Raw genomic sequence first — 18,950 nt, 5'->3', positions numbered from 1 at the left:
GAAGGCGTGCTGCGTATTCTACTGATTTCGCCAACAGTGTCAAACACTTTTTGCATTTTTTTTAAAATGTTTTCTTTTGTTTATCTACTGTGGCCCATATCGATCTTTACATGCCCATGTTGGGCATTTTTTGCATCACATGATTGAGCCTAACTTTACCTTTTGAGTGTTGAGATGTGATTTATTAAATGTTTCATCGATGACAACTTAGTGATTCTCTAATTTATTGTAAAACTAAAATATGGAGTTAAACTTTGCTCTAAGTTGAATTATAGAAGTATAGTTATTACTTGATGCGCTCATAAGTACGAAAAGTCATGTCGTATTTGTTTTTTTCATCACAGGGCCTGAATTGCTCATCACAACAATGCCAAATTGATTCATCAATTTCTGGAAAAAAAACATCTGCAGTAAATTGGTGATGTATGCTTGTTATATATAGGCGGTTTGCTTTTTCCATTGTCTCAGCAAAAAGTTCGGCACCGCCTATAATCATAATTTCAGAAAATTCTTTTGTTTGCTTGATGGCTTTCTCTAAAGAATCGACTACAGTAACTCCCTCAATTGATTCTACACTGCGGCTAAGTACAATATTTATGCGTCCGGGTAGCGGTTTTCCTATAGATGCAAATGTTTTTCTTCCCATGATAATGGGTTTTCCCATAGTTATTGACTTAAAATGTTGTAAATCGGCAGGTAAATGGCAAAGTAGTTGATTATTGAAACCTAACCCACCATTTTCATCAATTGCAGCAATTAAACTAATCATGATTTTATCCTAGATAGTGCCATAGCTTTTGCCATATCGACTGCGGCAAACATTGAGCCCGAATCAAGCACATTTTTGCCTGCCAATTCTAGAGCAGTTCCATGATCCACTGAAGTACGTATTATAGGTAACCCTAAAGTTACATTAACTGCATTATGAAAATCAGCGTACTTAATTACTGGTAAGCCTTGATCATGATACATAGCAACAAAAGCATCACAATTTTTTAATTGACTGTTAATAAACATAGTATCTGCTGGCATTGGTCCTTGAACATTCATGCCTTGTTCTTTTAATACCGCTAAAGCGGGAGAAATGATCTCAATTTCCTCTCGTCCCAGATATCCTGACTCGCCTGCATGTGGATTTAAACCGGCTACCTTAATACGTGGATCTTTGATATTGAAATCTTGGATTAATGATTGGTGTACCTGAGTAATCACCTTAATAATGAGTTCTGAACTAATCGCATCAGGCACCAGGCGTAATGGAAGATGTGTAGTGACTAATGCGACCTTCATCGCATTACACGCTAACATCATCACCACATCTACCTTGTAAAATTGTGAAAAAAATTCAGTGTGGCCAGTAAATGCAATACCCGCTTCGTTAATAATTGCCTTGTGGACTGGAGCGGTAATTAATCCAGAAAAATCACCTTGTCCACATAATATGGCGGCCTGATTTAATAACTCTATAACATAAGTGGCATTTTTATGATTGAGACTGCCACTTTGTACTGTATCCGGGCACGTGACATGACATACTGTCAGATGGCCAGGCTTAGGCTCAGTAACTTGTCCGCTTTTATAGGGCGTAAAACAAATATCGCAATTTAACTCATTAGCTCTGGCCTCTAGTACTGCCTGATCTCCTAAAATTACCAAAGGAAAATCATATCCCGCAAGAGCCAGGCATAAATCTGGACCAACTCCAGCTGGCTCTCCGCTGCTAATAAGTAGCGGCTTCACGCCAGTTCCTTTTCAATAATATTAACATATGCGTCTGAACGTATATGTTGTTGCCAATTTTGAACTGCTTCCGCAAACTTTCTTTGTTGTAAAAACTGTCGGACTTGCTGCTTTTTAAAAGCTTCTGAATCATCTTCTTGTTTACGACCAAGCACTTGAATAAGGTGCCAACCAAATTGTGATTTTACCGGATGGCTAATTTCATTGACAGCAAGCTTGTCCATGACTTTCTCAAATTCAGGGACTAACACCCCTGGCGAAACCCAACCTAAATCACCACCTTTTACTGCACTTGATGAATCCAGGGAGTATTGCTTTGCCATAAGTGCAAAATCTTTACCTGATTTTAATTGTTGATAAATATTATTCACTTGTTTTTTTGAATCTTCAGGAAGCATACTTGGATCAGGCTTTAAAAGAATATGACGGACATGAGTTTTTGTGATGACATGATGCTGGTTGTCCCCACCAATAGAAACCAGTTTAATTAACTGGAAACCATTACCTGCACGTAAGGGGCCTGATACTTGTCCCACTTTCATGTTCACTACTTCCTTTGCAAACAATTCGGGTAATTCGGCTAAATGACGCTCACCTAAATCCCCTCCTTCCAATGCAAATTCTCCACTGGAATTTTCTATAGCCAGGCGGCTAAAATCGCCACCTTTTTTTATCTGCACTAATAAAGACTCTGCTTTGCTTTTAGCTTTTTTTACTTCTTCTGATGTAGGTTCTTCGTTTAATGGAATAACAATATTCTGAAGATGATAGGTCAGCGCAGAACGGTTGATTATTCCGCCTTCAGTTTTAAGATATTGTTCAACTTGCTCATTCGTAACGACAGCGTCTCGCCCTACCGCTTTTTGTTGCAAGTTAGAAAGGAGAATTTCTTTGCGAATATTTTCTCTGTACTCATCCCAAGTCATCCCTTGCCTGGTAATTTCCTCACGTAGCTGAGTTACAGTAGCGTGGTTCGCTGTAGCTATTTTTTCAATCGCCTGATTTAATTCAGTATCATCTACAGTAAGACCATGTTGCTTTGCCATTTGCAGCTGCACATTCACATCAATTAAATGTTGAAGTACTTGCTTACGCAACACTGAAGCTTCTGGAACTTGCATTCCTTGTGCAATAATTTGTTTCTTTGTTAATTCAACTTGTTTGTTTAGTTCACTTGCGGTGATGACTCCATTATTAACAACTGCAACCACCTTATCCAATAATTGTTTCGCTTCTGTCACACCAACGACAGCAAACAATATGCATGCAAGGGTTATTTTTTTATACATGTTAATCCTTATTACTTTTTTTCGAGCAATTTAGGTTATTTTTATTCAAAAAACAAGCGGCCCTGTTTAAATTTATACCGCTATCTAATGATGAAATGGATCATTGTACCCCGGAATATAAGTATTCAAGATACTTCCTGGGTCACTACTTGCCACAGATCCTAAGCCTTTTAATAAAATTTGCAAATAGATGTTGTTATTATATCGAGGCAAATATTCTTCACTTAAACTCTTAAACGTTCTTCCTCCCAAAATTCTCACCGCCCAGCAGCAACTATCATATTGCATCCCTAATAAAGACATCATACTGTAATCCTTACTAATATTTTGGCTGTATGCGCCAACAGCAGTCCATCTATCACTTATTGGCCAAGCGGCAGAGACTATCCCTTGATGTAATGCATTATCTACCCCTGCATTATTCCTAACAGATGTCACATCTCCATTAACTAAATAGCTGTAGCCAAAATTAATAATTGCATTAAGCTTAGGTTGATACTGTAAGTTTAAGGCACCATTATTGGTCGCAGAAGTAGCAGGATCCCATACATAATTACCCAGAATTTTTAAAGAGGGGCTGAAATAGAGAATCGCTCGAGAAGCTATCGGTGAGGTTCCATAAAATGGAGATATATATCCCATTTCAAGAGGATTTGCAGTACAAATGCCTGTCGGACTGCGACAGAGCTGTACTTGTCTATTTGAAAAATATTTGATTTGACCAACAGAAAGACTAGCGAATTCAGCGCCTGTTCTTTCTGACAGCCAACGAGTAGTCACTGCATAGGATAATTGATTTGCATCACCAATTCGGTCAAACCCCGAAAAACGATTAGTTCTAAAAAGCTGATCAAAATTAAAAATCATATTAGCAGTATCATATATTGGTAGCTGGCTTTGATTATAAAAAGGTACATACAAATAATATAAACTTGGCTCTAATGTTTGAGCATATGAATTACCATTCCAGTTAAAGTTTCGATCAAAAAATAACCCGCCATGAGTACTAAAACGCGGAATAAGGCGGTTATCTTCAGTGTTCGTATCCATCCAATTATTCTGTACTTGGTAGTAGTTTTCTACGAACTCTACTGATGGTGTAATAAATCCCCAATTAGCTCGCTGCGGCAATGAAAGGATCGGATTAAGGTGAAACCTAGGCCCCTGGGGCACTTTTCTTCTCAGAAACTGTGTTGATATGGGCCAAACAAACTGATCATATTGCCCTGTTATATTTAAATTTGCATGAGCAGGCAATTCATAATAATAGCCACGAGCATTTAATTGCGGTAAACGTTCATATTGATCAAGAATAGGAGGCTCATTAATTGGATGCAATGTTTGAAAACTTTGAACCATACTTCTAAAAGTCCAATGTTCTGTTGAATAGGTTAAATCAGCTTGACGCAATAACTGTCGCTGAGTGATCCGAGCCAAGTTGGTACTAAAATCCTGAAAGTAATAATCATCAGAAACTTGGTGAACATTAACATTTAAACGCAAATTGGGACTCAATTGGGTGGTATCAAGAACACCAAAGAACCATCGGTTTGTTGACTTATCTTTAAAGGAAGGAAATTCTTCCACATGATTGTTCAAAAAATTGCGGTATGCCGCATCATTCGGCAAAAAACTTCCGGTAAGAAATCCTACACTGTTTTTAGTTAAAAATCGAAATTCCCCACTTAACATTACATTCCGCTCGGTATAAATATGCGGTGTTAGAGTCAAATCGTAGTTTGGTGCAATATTCCAATAATAAGGAAGTCCCAGATCAAAACCACCTACATTGGAATAGCCAACTAAAGGCATTAAGAAACCTGATTTACGTTCTTTAGTTGTAGGAAAACTCAGATAGGGAACATAAAGAAGAGGCCAATCACGGATACGCAACTTCACATTCCTGGCGACCCCCATTTTTTTCTTGTTATCGATAACAATTGATTTAGCCTCAATATCCCAAGCTTTATCTTGTGGTGCACAGGTAGTGTAAGTCGCCTGACGTAACAAGTAATCTGAATTAGGAAAGCGCTGCATTAGGCTGGCTCTTCCCCATGCAGGTAATATCGCCGTACGTTTGTTGGTATTAAAACGGTAGAGTACGTCTTCAGTTTGACCTGATTTATCCTGAGGATTAATTGTTGCTTTACGAGCAATCAATAATCGATCAGGCTCCAGATAACGAACATTACCTAAAAACTCAATTTTCGTGACCTGCTTACTTTTGGGATCTCGATATACATGTGCTGTTTCTGCATTGACTATTCTTTGGCCTTGCTGTACTTCAACATGTCCAGTTAACGTTGACGGTTTATCTTGATAAAAAGAGACTTGATCCGCCATTATCCTTATTTCATCCGGCGAGGCAAGGGGAGTGACCGTGAGTGGTTGGTACGAGCCAAGACAAATAGGAGAGCTTTTATCGGCGTGCCACCCCAAACACTGGGCAAATCTTGATCTAACTGCATCTGTTAAATCAACATCACGTGCGATGACACAAGCTTGGACAGGTTCATTAATTAAAGAAGCAGAATGGGCTAACGCATGATAAATTACCATGAGCAAAATAAGTAGGATCGTAAATATGCTCATCGAGAACCATTTAAATGAAATCTTGTTCACGGGTAATAAAATGCCTTATTATTCACACAAAAAACATGTACCTTATCACAGATCCTCGCACTTACGCTAAAGGTATTGCGGTATAATTCATACCACAACCAACTCCTTTATTTTGTCTACTCATGAGAGAAGAGATCTTAGTTATAAGTTACAACCAGAAATAATGATGGGAAAGTATATCATGCATGCAAGAGAAAACGCACTGAAAGAATGGTTAATTCATACCCTAAAACAGCGAGATTTCCAATTAACTCCTTTGGCTGGAGATGCCAGTTTTAGAAGATATTTTCGTCTTCAATATAATGGACTTACGCAAGTTGTCATGGATGCGCCCCCAGGAAAGGAGGATCTAAAACCTTTTATCCATATTGCTCAAACGCTGGAAAACGCGGGGGTTCATACTCCAAAAATTCTCGCGATAAATTTAGCAGATGGATTTTTATTATTAAGCGATTTAGGAGATCAACTTCTTTTGAATGTTCTCCACCCTGAAAACATGGATGCTCATTATCGTCATGCCTTAAAGACTTTATTTAAAATTCAAACTTGTTCAACGCATGATCCAATGCTTGCACGATTTGATAAAACGCATATGCTCAAAGAAATGAGCTTATGCCCCGAATGGTTTTTTAAAGCATATCTTGATTTGCAGCTAAATCCGGATGAAAACACTTTAATGCAACAAACCATGGAATGGATTGCCGCAGAAGTAGCGCAGCAACCTTTGACTTTTATTCATCGTGATTATCATTCCCGCAATCTAATGCTTTTACAAAATGAAGGGGAATCAACCTTGGGAGTCATTGACTTTCAAGATGCGATGATTGGTCCATTCACTTATGATTTGGTTTCTTTACTCAAAGATTGTTATATTTCATGGCCACGAAGTAAGATTCTAGAGTTAGTTGAGTTTTATTATACTCAAAGTACTTTAACCAGGGATTATTCTTTGCCTGAATTTATCCGAGCATTTGATCTTTGCGGCTTACAACGACATTTAAAGGTTTTAGGAATTTTTTGTCGCTTGCATTTAAGAGATAACAAACCTGGCTATCTTAAAGACTTACCTTTAACCTTAAAATATGTACTTGAATGCGCTGAAACTTATGCAGAATTACATCCATTCTTCCAATTTATGCAAATGAGAGTTTATCTACCATGAAAACTGCGATGATCTTGTCTGCTGGACGTGGCGACCGTTTAAAACCACTTACTGATGTCACCCCCAAAGCTCTGTGTATTGTTAAAGGAAAACCTTTAATAGAGCATCATATATTCAATTTAGCACAAGCTGGTTTTGAACGATTAGTAATAAACCATGCCTATCTTGGGGGGAAAATTCGTCAGTATTTAGGCAATGGAACACGCTGGGGAATTGAAATTTGTTATTCACCAGAACCTCCAGGAGGCTTAGAAACAGGAGGTGGCATTGTAAATGCATTGCCGCTGCTCGGAGATAAACCTTTTATTACTGTCAATGCAGATATCTACACGGATTTTGATTTTTCTCAATTACAACCTGAAAATACTGATGCAATTCATGTAATTTTAGTAAACAAAAATCCAGCCCTTAATCATCCCGGAGACTTCGGGTTAATCAATCAAACTCAGTTGAGTAACTCAAATCGAGAATATACTCTTGCAGGTATCTGCTGCTATCATCCACAGATATTTACACATTACAAACAAGGTCGCTATTCGGTTGCACCTATAATCCGACAATATGCTGAACAAAATAAAGTAACTGCCTGTCTATATGATGGCGTTTGGTTTGATATAGGAACTCTAGAGAGGCTGCAGGCAGTAAATAAGATTTAAAATGGCATCTCTATCGTATTTGTTACTCACTCAGAAGTAAAAAAACGGCCCTAACTAGGTGGGGCCGATATGGGTGGGTTGAACTTCAGCTTCGACTTTTTCCGCCTCTTCAGCTTCTATTACTCGTTCTACTGCTTTTTGAGCTGCAGCCTTCTTGGTTTCTTCCAATCGATGTTCGCCTGGATATTCTCGTTGTCGAGACACAAGTTGCGTTTCAACATGATTACTTTGTAAATAATCCTTAAAACCTTGTGCTGAATCAGCCATTATCTCTTCCACTTCGTCAAGGGTCAGTTGTCTTGTTTTATTCCCTTCTGCATCTGTTTTAAAGAAAAAACCATCCTCAGTTAAAACCTGATGTTCATTTGCTAACCATGCGTTAAACAAGCGATCCAAGGAATCAACTGTTTCTCCATCCAAAGGAGGAGCCCCTTTCTCACTAGAAGCATATCCGCGAACAAAATGTCCTTTCTCCTCTCCAGTCTGTTTGATGGCAAAATCGAATCGAATACCTTCATAACCTTTTTTCGATAAGGATTCCACCGCCTCCTGAGTGATTCCACGGTGTATGTTTTCAAACTTGGTACTAGGTGTGATACCGGCCCAGATTTGCTTTGCTTCTTCAGAGAATTTGTATGCTACAAGTTGAGCAAATTCATCTACCGCCTTAAGTATTTGTTGCCCAACTTGCATCTTCTCTGGCTTCTTAAAAACCCTTGAGTTATCAACTATTTCATGAACTTGTTTTGTTAAATATTGAGCTAACTCTGCTGAGTTTCCTGCGAGTTGCATCGCTTTTAAAAGATCTTCTCTAACGAATGCTCTATCATCAACGGATGATATTACAGATGAATTTGCAGACATACATTAATCTCTCACATGAATTCTATTTATTGTATTGACTTAATTATAGCAAACTTACTGTGTATAGAAGATTACTGGTTTTTTAGGTCGCCTGTTAAAAATTTGTAAATATAGGTTGCATGAATCACGCTTTGCTCGTTCTTTCATTCTTTCCTGCTACAGCTATCCAAAACTTAAAACCCGCGGTTTCCCGCGGGCATCTCTTCTTTAAGAAGAAACATCTTCCTGCATAAATGGAGATTTAATCTCATCAATAACTGAGTTAAATAATTGGTTTTTCATTGAATCAAAAGTAAACTCATCAACTAAAATAGCATCCCATCGAGCCGCTTCAGTTGCAAGTAAGGCATCCATTTCCTGTTGAGTAAGCTCATTATTTGCAACTTTCTCTTTTAATTTATCTCTTAATTTACCAAATTTAACCCGTCTTATATCCCCCACCTTTTTGGAAAGTTCATCTGTTTTAATGATTTGCTGTAAGGCATGTTCTACTTTGTCTATTGGTTGTTTTGGATCCCCGCTTAAGTAAACAATGTTTTTCAGTCGATCACGATACTGATTATTTTTGGTCATCAATCGTGCTAATTTCTGATCCAACTTATCTGTTGGATAACGCATAGTTTGCCCCAAAGGAAATGCCAATACACGTGCAAAAACACCTAAAAATCTGGATGGGAAATTGTAACACAATGCGATCATTGCTCGTTGTGCATGATAAAAACAATAGGAAACTGCCCATTGAGCGTGCAATAAATCATCAGGATTTTCATTATTCAATTGCACATTACGCAAAACAGCCATTGCCATATATAGATAGGACATTCCGTCCGCAAGACGCGCTGAGAGACGCTCCTTACGTTTTAAATCCCCACCGAGTACAATCAAAGACAAATCCGCAAGCCAGGCATAAGCGTGGCTCAGACGTGCCAAACGTTTATACTCACGTTTCATTTTTTGCTTAGGAGCACTAATAAATATCCCACCAGTCCATCCAGAACAAATTGTTTTGGCAAAATTTTGCATGAAATATTGAATATGCTTCCAGATAACCTCTCTAAAAGCGTCTTTATCCTGATTGGAAATTGCATAAAACTCATGGCGGATATAAGGATGACATGCCATCGAACCTTGTCCAAATATCAACAAGTTACGTGACATCACATTTGCTCCTTCCACAGTAATGGAAATAGGCACTCCGTTGTAAAAATTAGTTAGATAATTACGTGGACCAACGACCACCGCACGTCCCGCATGCACATCCATCGATGCATTAACCACTGAGCGCGCCAATTCTGTATTAAAATATTTTGCAATCGCCGAAGCTACGGAAGGTTTTTTATGCTCATTCACAGCAGCTACAGTCAGCAACCGATTTGAATTAATCAAATAATTTAAACCAGCGATTTCTGCGAGTTTTTCTTCAATTCCTTCAAATTGGCCAATTTCAACATTAAATTGACAACGTATGCGTGCAAAAGCACTCGTTGCAAGATAACACGTAGAGGAAGAGCCAGCTCCAAGCGCCGGTAAAGAAATGGAGCGACCAATCGATAGGCATTCAACCAACATCTGCCATCCGCTACCTATACGCTTCTGCCCTCCAATCACGGTTGTTATTGGCACAAAAATATCTTTTCCACGAATCGTGCCGTTCATAAATGGTTGATCTGAGGGTAAGTGGCGATTGCCAATTTCCAGATTTTTGGTATCACGTGGAATCAACACACAGGTAATACCCTCTTCTCCTTCACCCTGCAACAAACCATCGGGATCTTTCACATTCACGGCGAGACCAATTAAGGTTGCTACCGGTGCTAAAGTAATCCAACGTTTATCTAAAGTAATGTTTAATCCGAGCACCATTTTGCCATCAACTTTCTTCTTCATGACGACTGCAGTTGACTGAATGGAGGTTGCATCACTACCCGCCCCTGGTTCGGTTAAAGCAAAGCAGGGAATATCAATCCCTTTTGCAAGGCGTGGTAAGTAATGATTTTTTTGTTCCTCAGTACCATAATAATTGATTAATTCGCCAGGGCCTAAGGAATTAGGGACCATCACCGTCACCGCAGCGACCCCCGAACGGCTGGATATTTTCATTACCACATCAGAATGCGCACGCGCTGAGAATCCCTTACCTCCATATTCTTTTGGAATTACTAACCCAAAAAATCCATTTTCTTTCATGTATGTCCAAACTTTCTCTGGTAAATCACGTGTTTGGCTAATTTCCCACTCATCGATCATGCTGCATAAAATGTTCGTTTCATTATCCAGGAAGGCTTGTTCTTCTGCAGAAAGTGCTGTAGATACATTCGCTAATCTGTTCCAATCAGGTGTTCCAGTAAAAATATCTTGTTCTAACCAAGTATCACCTGCATTGAGTGCTTCTTCCTCAGTCTTGGATAACTTAGGAACCGACTTACCAGCTGTCTTATAAAGATAATCGGCAATCGTTGCGCGTAACGGCTCAAGATAGACTACGAGTAATGCCACAATAATCACCAGCCAGAGCAGAAAACCAATGATCCAAGGCAAACCAATAGCAAACGTGGCAACAATCAAATAAAAAACGCTTCCCAATTCCCAAACTAATGGATTCATTGCTCGATAAAGAACAACTAAAGTAAATATTAGGTAAACTAAAAAAAATAGAATGGCCATAATATCAATACCTTCCCTTGCTTTGTATAATAAAGGTGTAGTATATACTCTTTATTTTACGAGTAGCAATTAAGCATGAACCAACGTTTGGTTTGGAATTTCGAATTTACTCCCAAAACAGGCTTGTCTTTGGCAACTTTAGTGGATAAAAAAGACGAACAGATAAAATGGGAAACGCGTTATTTTTGGCCGGATAATAAGATAATTGTTTTAAATACTATTGATAAGTCATTACTCGCTCTAACTCAATACAAGCAAAAACATAGAGAAGATTGCTATTATTTGCTGCCAGGATCAAACTACAACATTAAGAAACGTAGAGAGCAATTGATTTACAAGCCTCTACTCAAACAATCAAACCATGCTGCAGGCTATGGAGCCAAAATAATTCTTAGTGACCTTCCAGACCAACCTCTCCCCCCAGATTTACGGGAAATAGCACAGCAAGTTGAACAGGAAGGAATAGAAGTTTATGTAAAAAAAGAAGCACTTATCTATAAATTACCGACAAACCCTACCGTAAAAATTGAGCTCGCTCGTCTCGAAGTATGCAACAAAATTTATTTTAGCTTATGTATCGAGGGAAAATCGCTTCGTTTGGTAGAGACTATTTCCAAACACTTGCTGGATGAACCTGTTTCCTGCCAATATGTAACTTTCCTGAAAAATTTACTGAAATTATGATAAACACCTTGTTTGCGATCGTCCTAAGCTTTGGAAAAATTGGTCTTATATCCTTGGGTGGTGGGAACTCCATGTTAAAGCTGTTGGAATATGAGGCTGTTGATTATCGACACTGGATAGGACAGGAAGAGTTTATCGCCATGGTAGGTTCAAGTTTTATTTTTCCAGGATTAACCGGTGTTAAATTATCTGCCCTTATTGGATACAAAGCTGCAGGAATTACCGGTTTAGTTCTTGCCGTTCTTAGTATTAATTTGCCAGGATTATTGATGGCCATAGTAGGCTATCATTGGCTTACGAGCCATAATGGACCTGGAATGCGGAAAATCATGATTGGCGTACAATATGGTGCATTAGCCCTACTCGCAGCAGCCAGTTACTCAGTTGCTCAAGGCGTTGTAGATATGTATTTTTCAATTCCAATTGCTCTGTGTTGTTTTGTGTTTTTTCTTGCATTAACCTTTTGGAATTTATCACCCTTTTATGGATTTATAGGATTTATAGCGGTATGTTTTTTTCTGGTTCGTTAACACCTAAAATAGTAACGTAGCCAGGCCATATTACTTTTTGTAAGAAAATAATGGAGTTACCCTTGGAAACTGTATTTGATAATCCAGAATACTATATCAATAGAGAATTCTCTATTATCGCATTTAATCAGCGAGTTCTGATGTTGGCAAATGATGAACGCGTTCCTTTGCTGGAGAGAATGCGTTTTCTTAGTATTTGCAGCAGTAACCTTGATGAGTTTTTTGAAATACGTGTTGCCGGACTTAAAGAAAAGATTGCCATGTCATCAGGAAAACTAACTATTGATGGTTTGCGCTCTGATGAAGCATTTAGCCAAATTAGCCAAAAAACACATAAACTCATTGATCAGCTGTACTCCATATTTAATAAACAACTTCTTCCCGCACTAGCTAAGGAAAAAATTTATTTTCTTGATACGGAACAATGGACAGACGACATCCATTTATGGGCAAAACACTATTTTAAACATGAGATCCAACCAGTAATTAGTCCTATAGCTCTTGATTTGGCACATCCTTTGCCGCAACTGATTAACAAAAGCTTAAACTTTATTATTTCTTTAAGTGGCAAAGATGCATTTGACCGTAATATTAATTATGCAGTAGTGCATGCCCCCAGATCGATTCCCAGGGTCATTCATTTGCCTTCGGAGTTATGTGGGGATGCTCATTATTTTGTTCATCTATCTTCTATCATTACCACCCATGTTAATAGTTTATTTCCAGGAATGGAGATAAGTGGTTGTTATTCTTTTCGCCTTACCCGAAATAGCGATCTTTTTTTACGCGAGGAAGAAATTGATGATTTGGCCAAGGCCGTGCAACGCGAGATCTTTTCTCGTCATTATGGTCATGTGGTTCGACTTGAAATTGAAAAAAATTGCCCAGAAAAAATAGTCGATTTTTTATTGCAAAAATATCATCTTCGTCATGAAGATACCTATTATTGTGACGGACCAGTTAATATACAACGCCATTTAACTGCGATTAACAGCATTGATAGACCTGACTTGAATTACCCACCCTTTACAGCGCAATACCCACAATTCCCCAGGTCTGAACGAAATCTCTTCAATGTAATTGATGAGCAAGACATTCTCCTTCATCACCCCTATCAAAGTTTTGAACTGGTTATTGATTTTGTAAGACAGGCAGCAAGCGATCCCAATGTCTTGGCAATTAGTCAAACTTTATATCGCACGCGCTCAGAATCCGTAATGGTCGATGCGTTGGTTGATGCGGCTCACTCAGGTAAGGAAGTGACGGCAGTTATCGAGTTACGAGCCCGTTTTGATGAAGAGTCCAATCTGAAATTAGCAAATCGTTTACATGCCGCGGGCATTCTCGTGCTTTATGGGGTAGTAGGGTATAAAACTCATGCTAAAATGACCCTGGTTGTTCGACGCGCTCATGGGAAACTAAAGCGTTACGTCCATTTAAGCACAGGAAATTACCATGAGTACACAGCAAAACGATACACTGACTTAGGTTTATTAACTTGTGAACCTACAATTACCTCCGATATTCAAATTATTTTTCAACAATTAACTGGTCTTGGCAAAGTAGTTAAACTCAAAGCACTAAGTCATTCGCCATTTACGTTACAAAAAACACTGTTGCAATATATCGAGCAATGCACTGCCGCGGCATTAAAAAAAGGAGACACCGAAATCCTTTTGAAAGTAAATGGATTAGCTGATAAAACGATAATTCAAGCCTTGTATAAGGCATCACAAGCTGGAGTGAAAATAAATTTGCTTGTGCGCGGCGTATGTTGTCTCAAACCTGGAATACCCGGGATTTCGGAAAATATCCGCGTACTTTCCTATATTGGACGCTTCCTGGAACATCATCGCGTATTTTATTTTCGTATCCATGAAAATGAACATTATTTTTGCTCTAGCGCTGATCTTATGGAGAGAAACTTATACCACCGGATTGAAATTATGTTTCCAATTCTGGATGAGAACTGCAAAAAGCGGATCAAGCAAGAAATTATTAAAAACTACCTTAAAGACAACAGCAATACTTGGGAAATGCAAAGTGACGGCAGTTATAAGCCAGTAACTCAAGGAAGTAATTGCGCCCAAGAAAAACTGATTAAGCTCTATCAAGATGACGGAACCATTATTTAAAAAAACTGTAAACTCATGAAGACATCACCGTAACCGGGAAAACCTATGATGGATAACCAAGTTATATTAACGAAAACACGTTAACTGGGCACTTTCGCCAAGTTGTAAATGAGCCTCTGTTCCCATAGGAATAGGAAAATTAATGTTACCGTGACCTACTCCTGCAATTCTTAGTACTGGAATAGCGCTACTTTCAGCAAAACGTTGTAAAATTGGCTCAATCAAAGAAGAACCATTCGGTTCATGACCATTGAGAAAATCTCCAACTATAATTGCAGCAGCATGTGTAAAAATGTTTGCTTGTTTTAAATGTTCCAGCATGCGGTCAACACGGTATCCTCGCTCACCAATTTCTTCGAGCAAAATAATTTTATGTCGACCATCCATTTGCCAACAGGTGCCAACTCCAGATTGAATGATTGCTAAATTACCGCCAGTTACCTGAGACTTAATAAAACCCTCTTTTTGTGCATGTTTGTTCAATGGAATTAAGCCAGTGAACTTAGCAGGTCCCTCTCCAAATAAAATTGACTTCACAGCGGCAATTGATTCTTTGGAAAATTTATCAGGCGCAGCAGCACCATGAATTGTTGGCCAACCCCAGTGTTGCTGCAAATAAAGATGCAGACACGTGATGTCGCTGATGCCAATAAAAAGCTTGACCGCTTCAGGAGGATCAACTTCTGCTAATTTTGGGATCAAACGCGTTGAACCGTAACCGCCACGCACACAAATTACTGCTTTTGTTTGGGGATTGCGTAGGGCGTTTTTCAAATGTTTAAAACGCATCTCATCTGTATTAGCACATAATAAATCCTGAGCAAAAATATCTTCTTGAACGATACATTTTAACCCCCAAGACTCTAATAACTCTTTTAAACCAAGCAATTGAATGTCCGTACTACGAGATGAAGGCGCAATAATTTCAATCGCATCTCCAGGACTTAATATAGGTAATTTTTTCATTCTTTATCTCTTAAAAATTTTTTCACTTGGGATAAAATCTATTTTATTGCAATTTATTTTAGAGAAAGCGATGTAAATGGATACAGTATACATTTAAATTAACAGAGTTTTACTTAATTTTCCTGGCTCTTCACATACCAAGCGAGGCAAAAGGTATCCTGGCACAAGATTTTGTAGTTGCTGATAAATAGCTTGTACCGTATCAAAAGGCAAATCAAAATGAGCCGCTCCTTTTACTTTATCCAATCGATGTAAATAATAAGGTAAAACCCCATATGCGAATAAAGTTTGACTCAAATCAGCCAAAGTATGAGCATCATCATTTATTCCTGCCAATAAAACAGTTTGATTCAGCAAATGGCATCCTATTTGTTGTAACTCACGTAGCACATGTCGTACCGAATCATCAAGTTCCTGAGCATGGTTACAATGCAACACAATTACCTTGTTGAATCGAGTTGTTTTTAATAGCGAAAGTAATCCATGTTCGATCCGCTCAGGAAAAACCACGGGGATCCGTGTATGGATACGCAAAGTGTGTAAATGTGGAATTTCTTCCAATTGTTTTATTAACTCGGCTAGTACCAAATCGGATGCCAATAAGGGATCGCCGCCACTTAAAATTACCTCTGTAATACTGGTATCTTGGGCTATATAATCACAAATAACTTTAAATCCATTGCGGCCAGGATTATTGTCTTGATATGGAAAATGCCTGCGAAAGCAATAACGGCAATTCACAGCGCAGACCCCGGTCAAAGTCAATAAAACACGACCATAATATTTATGCATTAATCCTCGAATTGGATTACTGCTGCGCTCCTCTAAAGGATCGATACTATACTCTTTGTTGCTCTGTAATTCATTTTCGGTCGCTAAAACTTGAAGCAATAAAGGATCGAGGGGGTTTCCTTTTTGCATACGCTTGGCAAATCCCAAAGGAACTCGACTTGGAAATTGCTTTTCAGCATGTACATTTCCAGCAGATAAAGGCAGCTCCAGAAAATTTAATAATTCAGTAACCGAAGTAAAACCTTGCGCCAAATTTTTTTGCCAACTTAAAGAGGTATCTCGCATTAATTACACAGACTTGATAAACTGTGCGAACTTTAACTAAAACCGAACAAAATCTCAACTGTGGAGCACTAATGGCAACTTATAGCACCAATGAATTTAAAAATGGCTTGAAAGTAATGGTTGATGACGCCCCATGTACCATTCTCGACTGTGAATTTGTAAAACCAGGAAAAGGACAAGCTTTTACTCGCATTAAAATCCGTAACTTGAAAACCGGTCGAGTTGTAGAGCGCACGTTCAAATCGAATGAAACCTTACCCTCTGCTGACGTTGCCGATGTGGAAATGCAATATCTTTATAACGATGGCGAACAATGGCATTTTATGGTTCCTGATAATTTTGAACAATATGCCTTAAGCAAAGAAACACTCGCTGATGCAGCACAATGGTTAAAAGAGCAAGATATTTGTATCGTTACTCTTTGGAATAATGAACCAATACAAGTGACACCACCAAATTTTGTGATTTTAGCAATTACCGAAACGGATCCGGGATTAAAAGGCGATACCTCTGGAGGTGGCGGAAAGCCAGCCATTTTAGAAACTGGCGCTGTTGTACGTGTTCCCTTATTTGTACAAACTGGAGAGTTAATTAAAGTAGATACTCGCAAAGGGGAGTACGTTTCTCGCGCTAAGGAATAACTCAAACGAATCAGTCCCCAATTCTTGAAGAGTTTTGATTGAGAAGTGAACACGTGAAACCCAAATTTTCATTTTAGATTAAATTAAATTAGATGAAATTGATTAGATCCTCGCAGTTAGCTACGAGGATCTAGCACATAAACCTGGTAACCCCAAGCGACGCAATTAATAAACCTGATAGGAATTGTACATCCCCCAATAACCCACATCACCTAAATCGTTATAGCCATAATAATAAGCATCGCTATCATTATAATAATCTACATCCCAATAGGGGCTAGTATGATAGCCAACAGAATAGGTGTAAGCTGGAGTCCTATAAGCTGGGGTATAATACGTTTTAGTATAGGATGGAGTATAATAAACACGCTCCGTAACACATCCTGTGACTAAAAATGTTATCCCTGACACCATTAAAGCTAATATTAATTTGTTCATAATCTCTTCCTCTGTATTGCAACCTAAGAGACTTAGCTAAATAATTACCAATGGTGCCAATGATGCCTGTGGTGCCGTCTGTGCCAATGATGCCATCTGTCCCATCTGTGCCATCTGTGCCTGTCCCAGTGATGCCATCGATCCCAATGGGCGTATTGGGTTACTTTCGGTAAATTATAGTTAACCCCTGAAACATCTGTCCTTAGTGCTGGACTCTCAAGACCAGATGGGGGAGCAGAAAAAGCAGGCAAAGCGGTTAAGAACAGCGGAGTACTTAATACTACGGAAATAATTAGTTTTTTCATAATAGCCTCCTGGCACTTATTACAAGTCTAATTTATGCAGCTTAAGTATACGATATGTTTTTATTTTAATCAATTAAGGCATATTTATATCTAATCCTGGTTTGCGATTAGGAATATAGGCAACGGCTTCCCGTACTCTGAGCCGCTTACATGATTTACGATGGAGGTTTACGTAGAGCTTTAGGTTTCCTACTAACTACATAGGCTTGCACACCACTCTCCAACACAACCTCCCAATCTGAAGCTATTAAATGGTTCAGTCGGGATGAGTCATCACCTATATGTATAAAGGATAGACTATCAAGGATTGCTTATGTTCAATTTTTGCACAAAATTTACTTATTTCATATTCCTCGATAAATGATTCGCAGAAGCTTGTACTGTGGGCATAATCGTCATTTCTTCGATATCCACATGTTGCGGGCGAGTAATACAATACACTATTGCATCTGCTATATCGTCTGCTAACAAAGGCTGAAAATCTTGATAAAATTCTTTTGCTTTTTGTTTATCATTCCATCGTACTTCACTAAATTCAGTTTCCACAGCGCCAGGCGCAATTTCAGTAACTCGAACCGGACTACCTAACATATCTAATCTCATTGATTTTGAAAGAGCATGTACTGCATGTTTTGTTGCACAATAAACATTACCATTTGGATAACATTCATGTCCTGCCACGGAACTGATATTTACTACATGACCACGACCTCGCTGTAACATACCTGGAATTAAAGTGCGGCTGACATAAAGTAGTCCTTTAATATTGGTATCAATCATGATATCCCAATGTTCTTCAATTCCCTTTTGCAAAGGCAAAGTATCTAAAGCTAATCCCGCATTGTTAATTAAGACATCAATAGATTGCCATTGACTAGGTAAAGATCCCAATTGCTTTTTGACTTGCTCATGATCACATACATCTAAAGGTAAAACGTAATGTTCCTCTCCATAAAGTTGAGTTAACTCTTTTGCTAAAGCTTCGAGACGTTCGACTCGTCGAGCACAGAGTATTAACCGCGCCCCATGCTGCGCGCACAATCGAGCACAAGCTTGACCAATTCCACTGGAAGCTCCTGTAACTAAAATAATTCTATTGGTTAAATCGTTCATCTCTTCCCCTTTATTTCTTACAAGCGCAAAATTTTACTGTTTATTAGGGTATGTTGACAATTCA

Annotated in this window: 17 protein-coding genes; 6 read left to right on the top strand and 11 right to left on the bottom strand. The window is 38.6% G+C overall.

Annotation, left to right across the window (positions count from 1 at the left end; all coding sequences use genetic code 11):
* Positions 1–286: 286 nt before the first annotated feature.
* From DGG96_RS05310 to DGG96_RS05295, 4 genes are all read right to left on the bottom strand, one after another.
* Positions 287–769 (bottom strand): dihydrofolate reductase, encoded by a 483-nt coding sequence (locus DGG96_RS05310; protein ID WP_110141914.1) that lies wholly within the window; start codon positions 767–769, stop codon positions 287–289.
* Positions 766–1,740 carry a 4-hydroxythreonine-4-phosphate dehydrogenase PdxA gene (gene pdxA / locus DGG96_RS05305; RefSeq protein ID WP_110141913.1) on the bottom strand — a complete coding sequence of 325 codons (975 nt, stop codon included), beginning with the start codon at positions 1,738–1,740 and terminating at the stop codon, positions 766–768. The genes DGG96_RS05310 and pdxA overlap by 4 nt, the downstream gene beginning before the upstream one ends.
* The gene (locus tag DGG96_RS05300; protein ID WP_110141912.1) at positions 1,737–3,029 is read right to left on the bottom strand and encodes a peptidylprolyl isomerase; all 1,293 of its coding nucleotides are present in this window, start codon (positions 3,027–3,029) and stop codon (positions 1,737–1,739) included. Before DGG96_RS05300 ends, pdxA begins: the two co-directional genes overlap by 4 nt.
* Positions 3,030–3,113: 84 nt before the next feature.
* Complete coding sequence (locus DGG96_RS05295; protein ID WP_110141911.1) at positions 3,114–5,621, bottom strand: LPS-assembly protein LptD; 2,508 nt, start codon at positions 5,619–5,621, stop codon at positions 3,114–3,116.
* Between the two features lie 211 nt (positions 5,622–5,832).
* Here DGG96_RS05295 and DGG96_RS05290 point away from each other — a divergent pair, with 211 nt between their 5' ends.
* Both DGG96_RS05290 and murU read left to right on the top strand, forming a co-directional pair.
* Entirely contained in the window at positions 5,833–6,813 is a 981-nt protein-coding gene (locus tag DGG96_RS05290) for an aminoglycoside phosphotransferase family protein (protein ID WP_110141925.1), read from the top strand.
* Positions 6,810–7,469, top strand: a complete 660-nt coding sequence (murU, locus tag DGG96_RS05285; RefSeq protein WP_110141910.1) for an N-acetylmuramate alpha-1-phosphate uridylyltransferase MurU — start codon at positions 6,810–6,812, stop codon at positions 7,467–7,469. Before DGG96_RS05290 ends, murU begins: the two co-directional genes overlap by 4 nt.
* Positions 7,470–7,523: 54 nt before the next feature.
* On the opposite strand, the gene DGG96_RS05280 is transcribed toward murU, so the two are convergent.
* Positions 7,524–8,333: a hypothetical protein gene (locus DGG96_RS05280; protein WP_110141909.1), complete on the bottom strand. Its 810-nt coding sequence runs from the start codon at positions 8,331–8,333 to the stop codon at positions 7,524–7,526.
* 207 nt (positions 8,334–8,540) lie between these two features.
* Positions 8,541–10,997, bottom strand: coding sequence for an acyl-CoA dehydrogenase (locus DGG96_RS05275; RefSeq protein WP_110141908.1), 2,457 nt, complete (start codon positions 10,995–10,997; stop codon positions 8,541–8,543).
* Between the two features lie 75 nt (positions 10,998–11,072).
* Here DGG96_RS05275 and DGG96_RS05270 point away from each other — a divergent pair, with 75 nt between their 5' ends.
* The 3 genes from DGG96_RS05270 (at position 11,073) to ppk1 (ending at position 14,346) form a co-directional block, all read left to right on the top strand.
* Positions 11,073–11,681: a hypothetical protein gene (locus DGG96_RS05270; protein WP_110141907.1), complete on the top strand. Its 609-nt coding sequence runs from the start codon at positions 11,073–11,075 to the stop codon at positions 11,679–11,681.
* Positions 11,678–12,211: a chromate transporter gene (locus tag DGG96_RS05265; RefSeq protein ID WP_110141906.1), complete on the top strand. Its 534-nt coding sequence runs from the start codon at positions 11,678–11,680 to the stop codon at positions 12,209–12,211. The genes DGG96_RS05270 and DGG96_RS05265 overlap by 4 nt, the downstream gene beginning before the upstream one ends.
* Positions 12,212–12,273: 62 nt before the next feature.
* Positions 12,274–14,346 (top strand): polyphosphate kinase 1, encoded by a 2,073-nt coding sequence (gene ppk1 / locus DGG96_RS05260; protein WP_199739217.1) that lies wholly within the window; start codon positions 12,274–12,276, stop codon positions 14,344–14,346.
* 66 nt (positions 14,347–14,412) lie between these two features.
* Here the strand turns inward: ppk1 and DGG96_RS05255 are convergent, their stop codons facing one another.
* Together DGG96_RS05255 and epmB are read right to left on the bottom strand one after the other, a co-directional pair.
* Entirely contained in the window at positions 14,413–15,312 is a 900-nt protein-coding gene (locus DGG96_RS05255; RefSeq protein ID WP_110141904.1) for a S66 peptidase family protein, read from the bottom strand.
* A gap of 93 nt (positions 15,313–15,405) precedes the next feature.
* Positions 15,406–16,389 (bottom strand): EF-P beta-lysylation protein EpmB, encoded by a 984-nt coding sequence (gene epmB / locus DGG96_RS05250; RefSeq protein WP_110141903.1) that lies wholly within the window; start codon positions 16,387–16,389, stop codon positions 15,406–15,408.
* 71 nt (positions 16,390–16,460) lie between these two features.
* Here epmB and efp point away from each other — a divergent pair, with 71 nt between their 5' ends.
* Positions 16,461–17,030 carry an elongation factor P gene (gene efp / locus DGG96_RS05245; RefSeq protein ID WP_058467197.1) on the top strand — a complete coding sequence of 190 codons (570 nt, stop codon included), beginning with the start codon at positions 16,461–16,463 and terminating at the stop codon, positions 17,028–17,030.
* A gap of 165 nt (positions 17,031–17,195) precedes the next feature.
* Here efp and DGG96_RS05240 read toward each other — a convergent pair whose 3' ends face one another.
* From DGG96_RS05240 to DGG96_RS05230, 3 genes are all read right to left on the bottom strand, one after another.
* Positions 17,196–17,468, bottom strand: coding sequence for a hypothetical protein (locus tag DGG96_RS05240; RefSeq protein ID WP_110141902.1), 273 nt, complete (start codon positions 17,466–17,468; stop codon positions 17,196–17,198).
* A gap of 44 nt (positions 17,469–17,512) precedes the next feature.
* Positions 17,513–17,773 (bottom strand): hypothetical protein, encoded by a 261-nt coding sequence (locus DGG96_RS05235; protein ID WP_110141901.1) that lies wholly within the window; start codon positions 17,771–17,773, stop codon positions 17,513–17,515.
* A 339-nt stretch (positions 17,774–18,112) separates the two neighbouring features.
* The gene (locus DGG96_RS05230) at positions 18,113–18,886 is read right to left on the bottom strand and encodes an SDR family NAD(P)-dependent oxidoreductase (protein ID WP_110141900.1); all 774 of its coding nucleotides are present in this window, start codon (positions 18,884–18,886) and stop codon (positions 18,113–18,115) included.
* Between the last annotated feature and the right edge of the window lie 64 nt (positions 18,887–18,950).

Source organism: Legionella qingyii (genome assembly GCF_003184185.1).
Note: the sequence above shows the minus strand (reverse complement) of the source record. Positions and strands in the feature narration are given on the sequence as shown.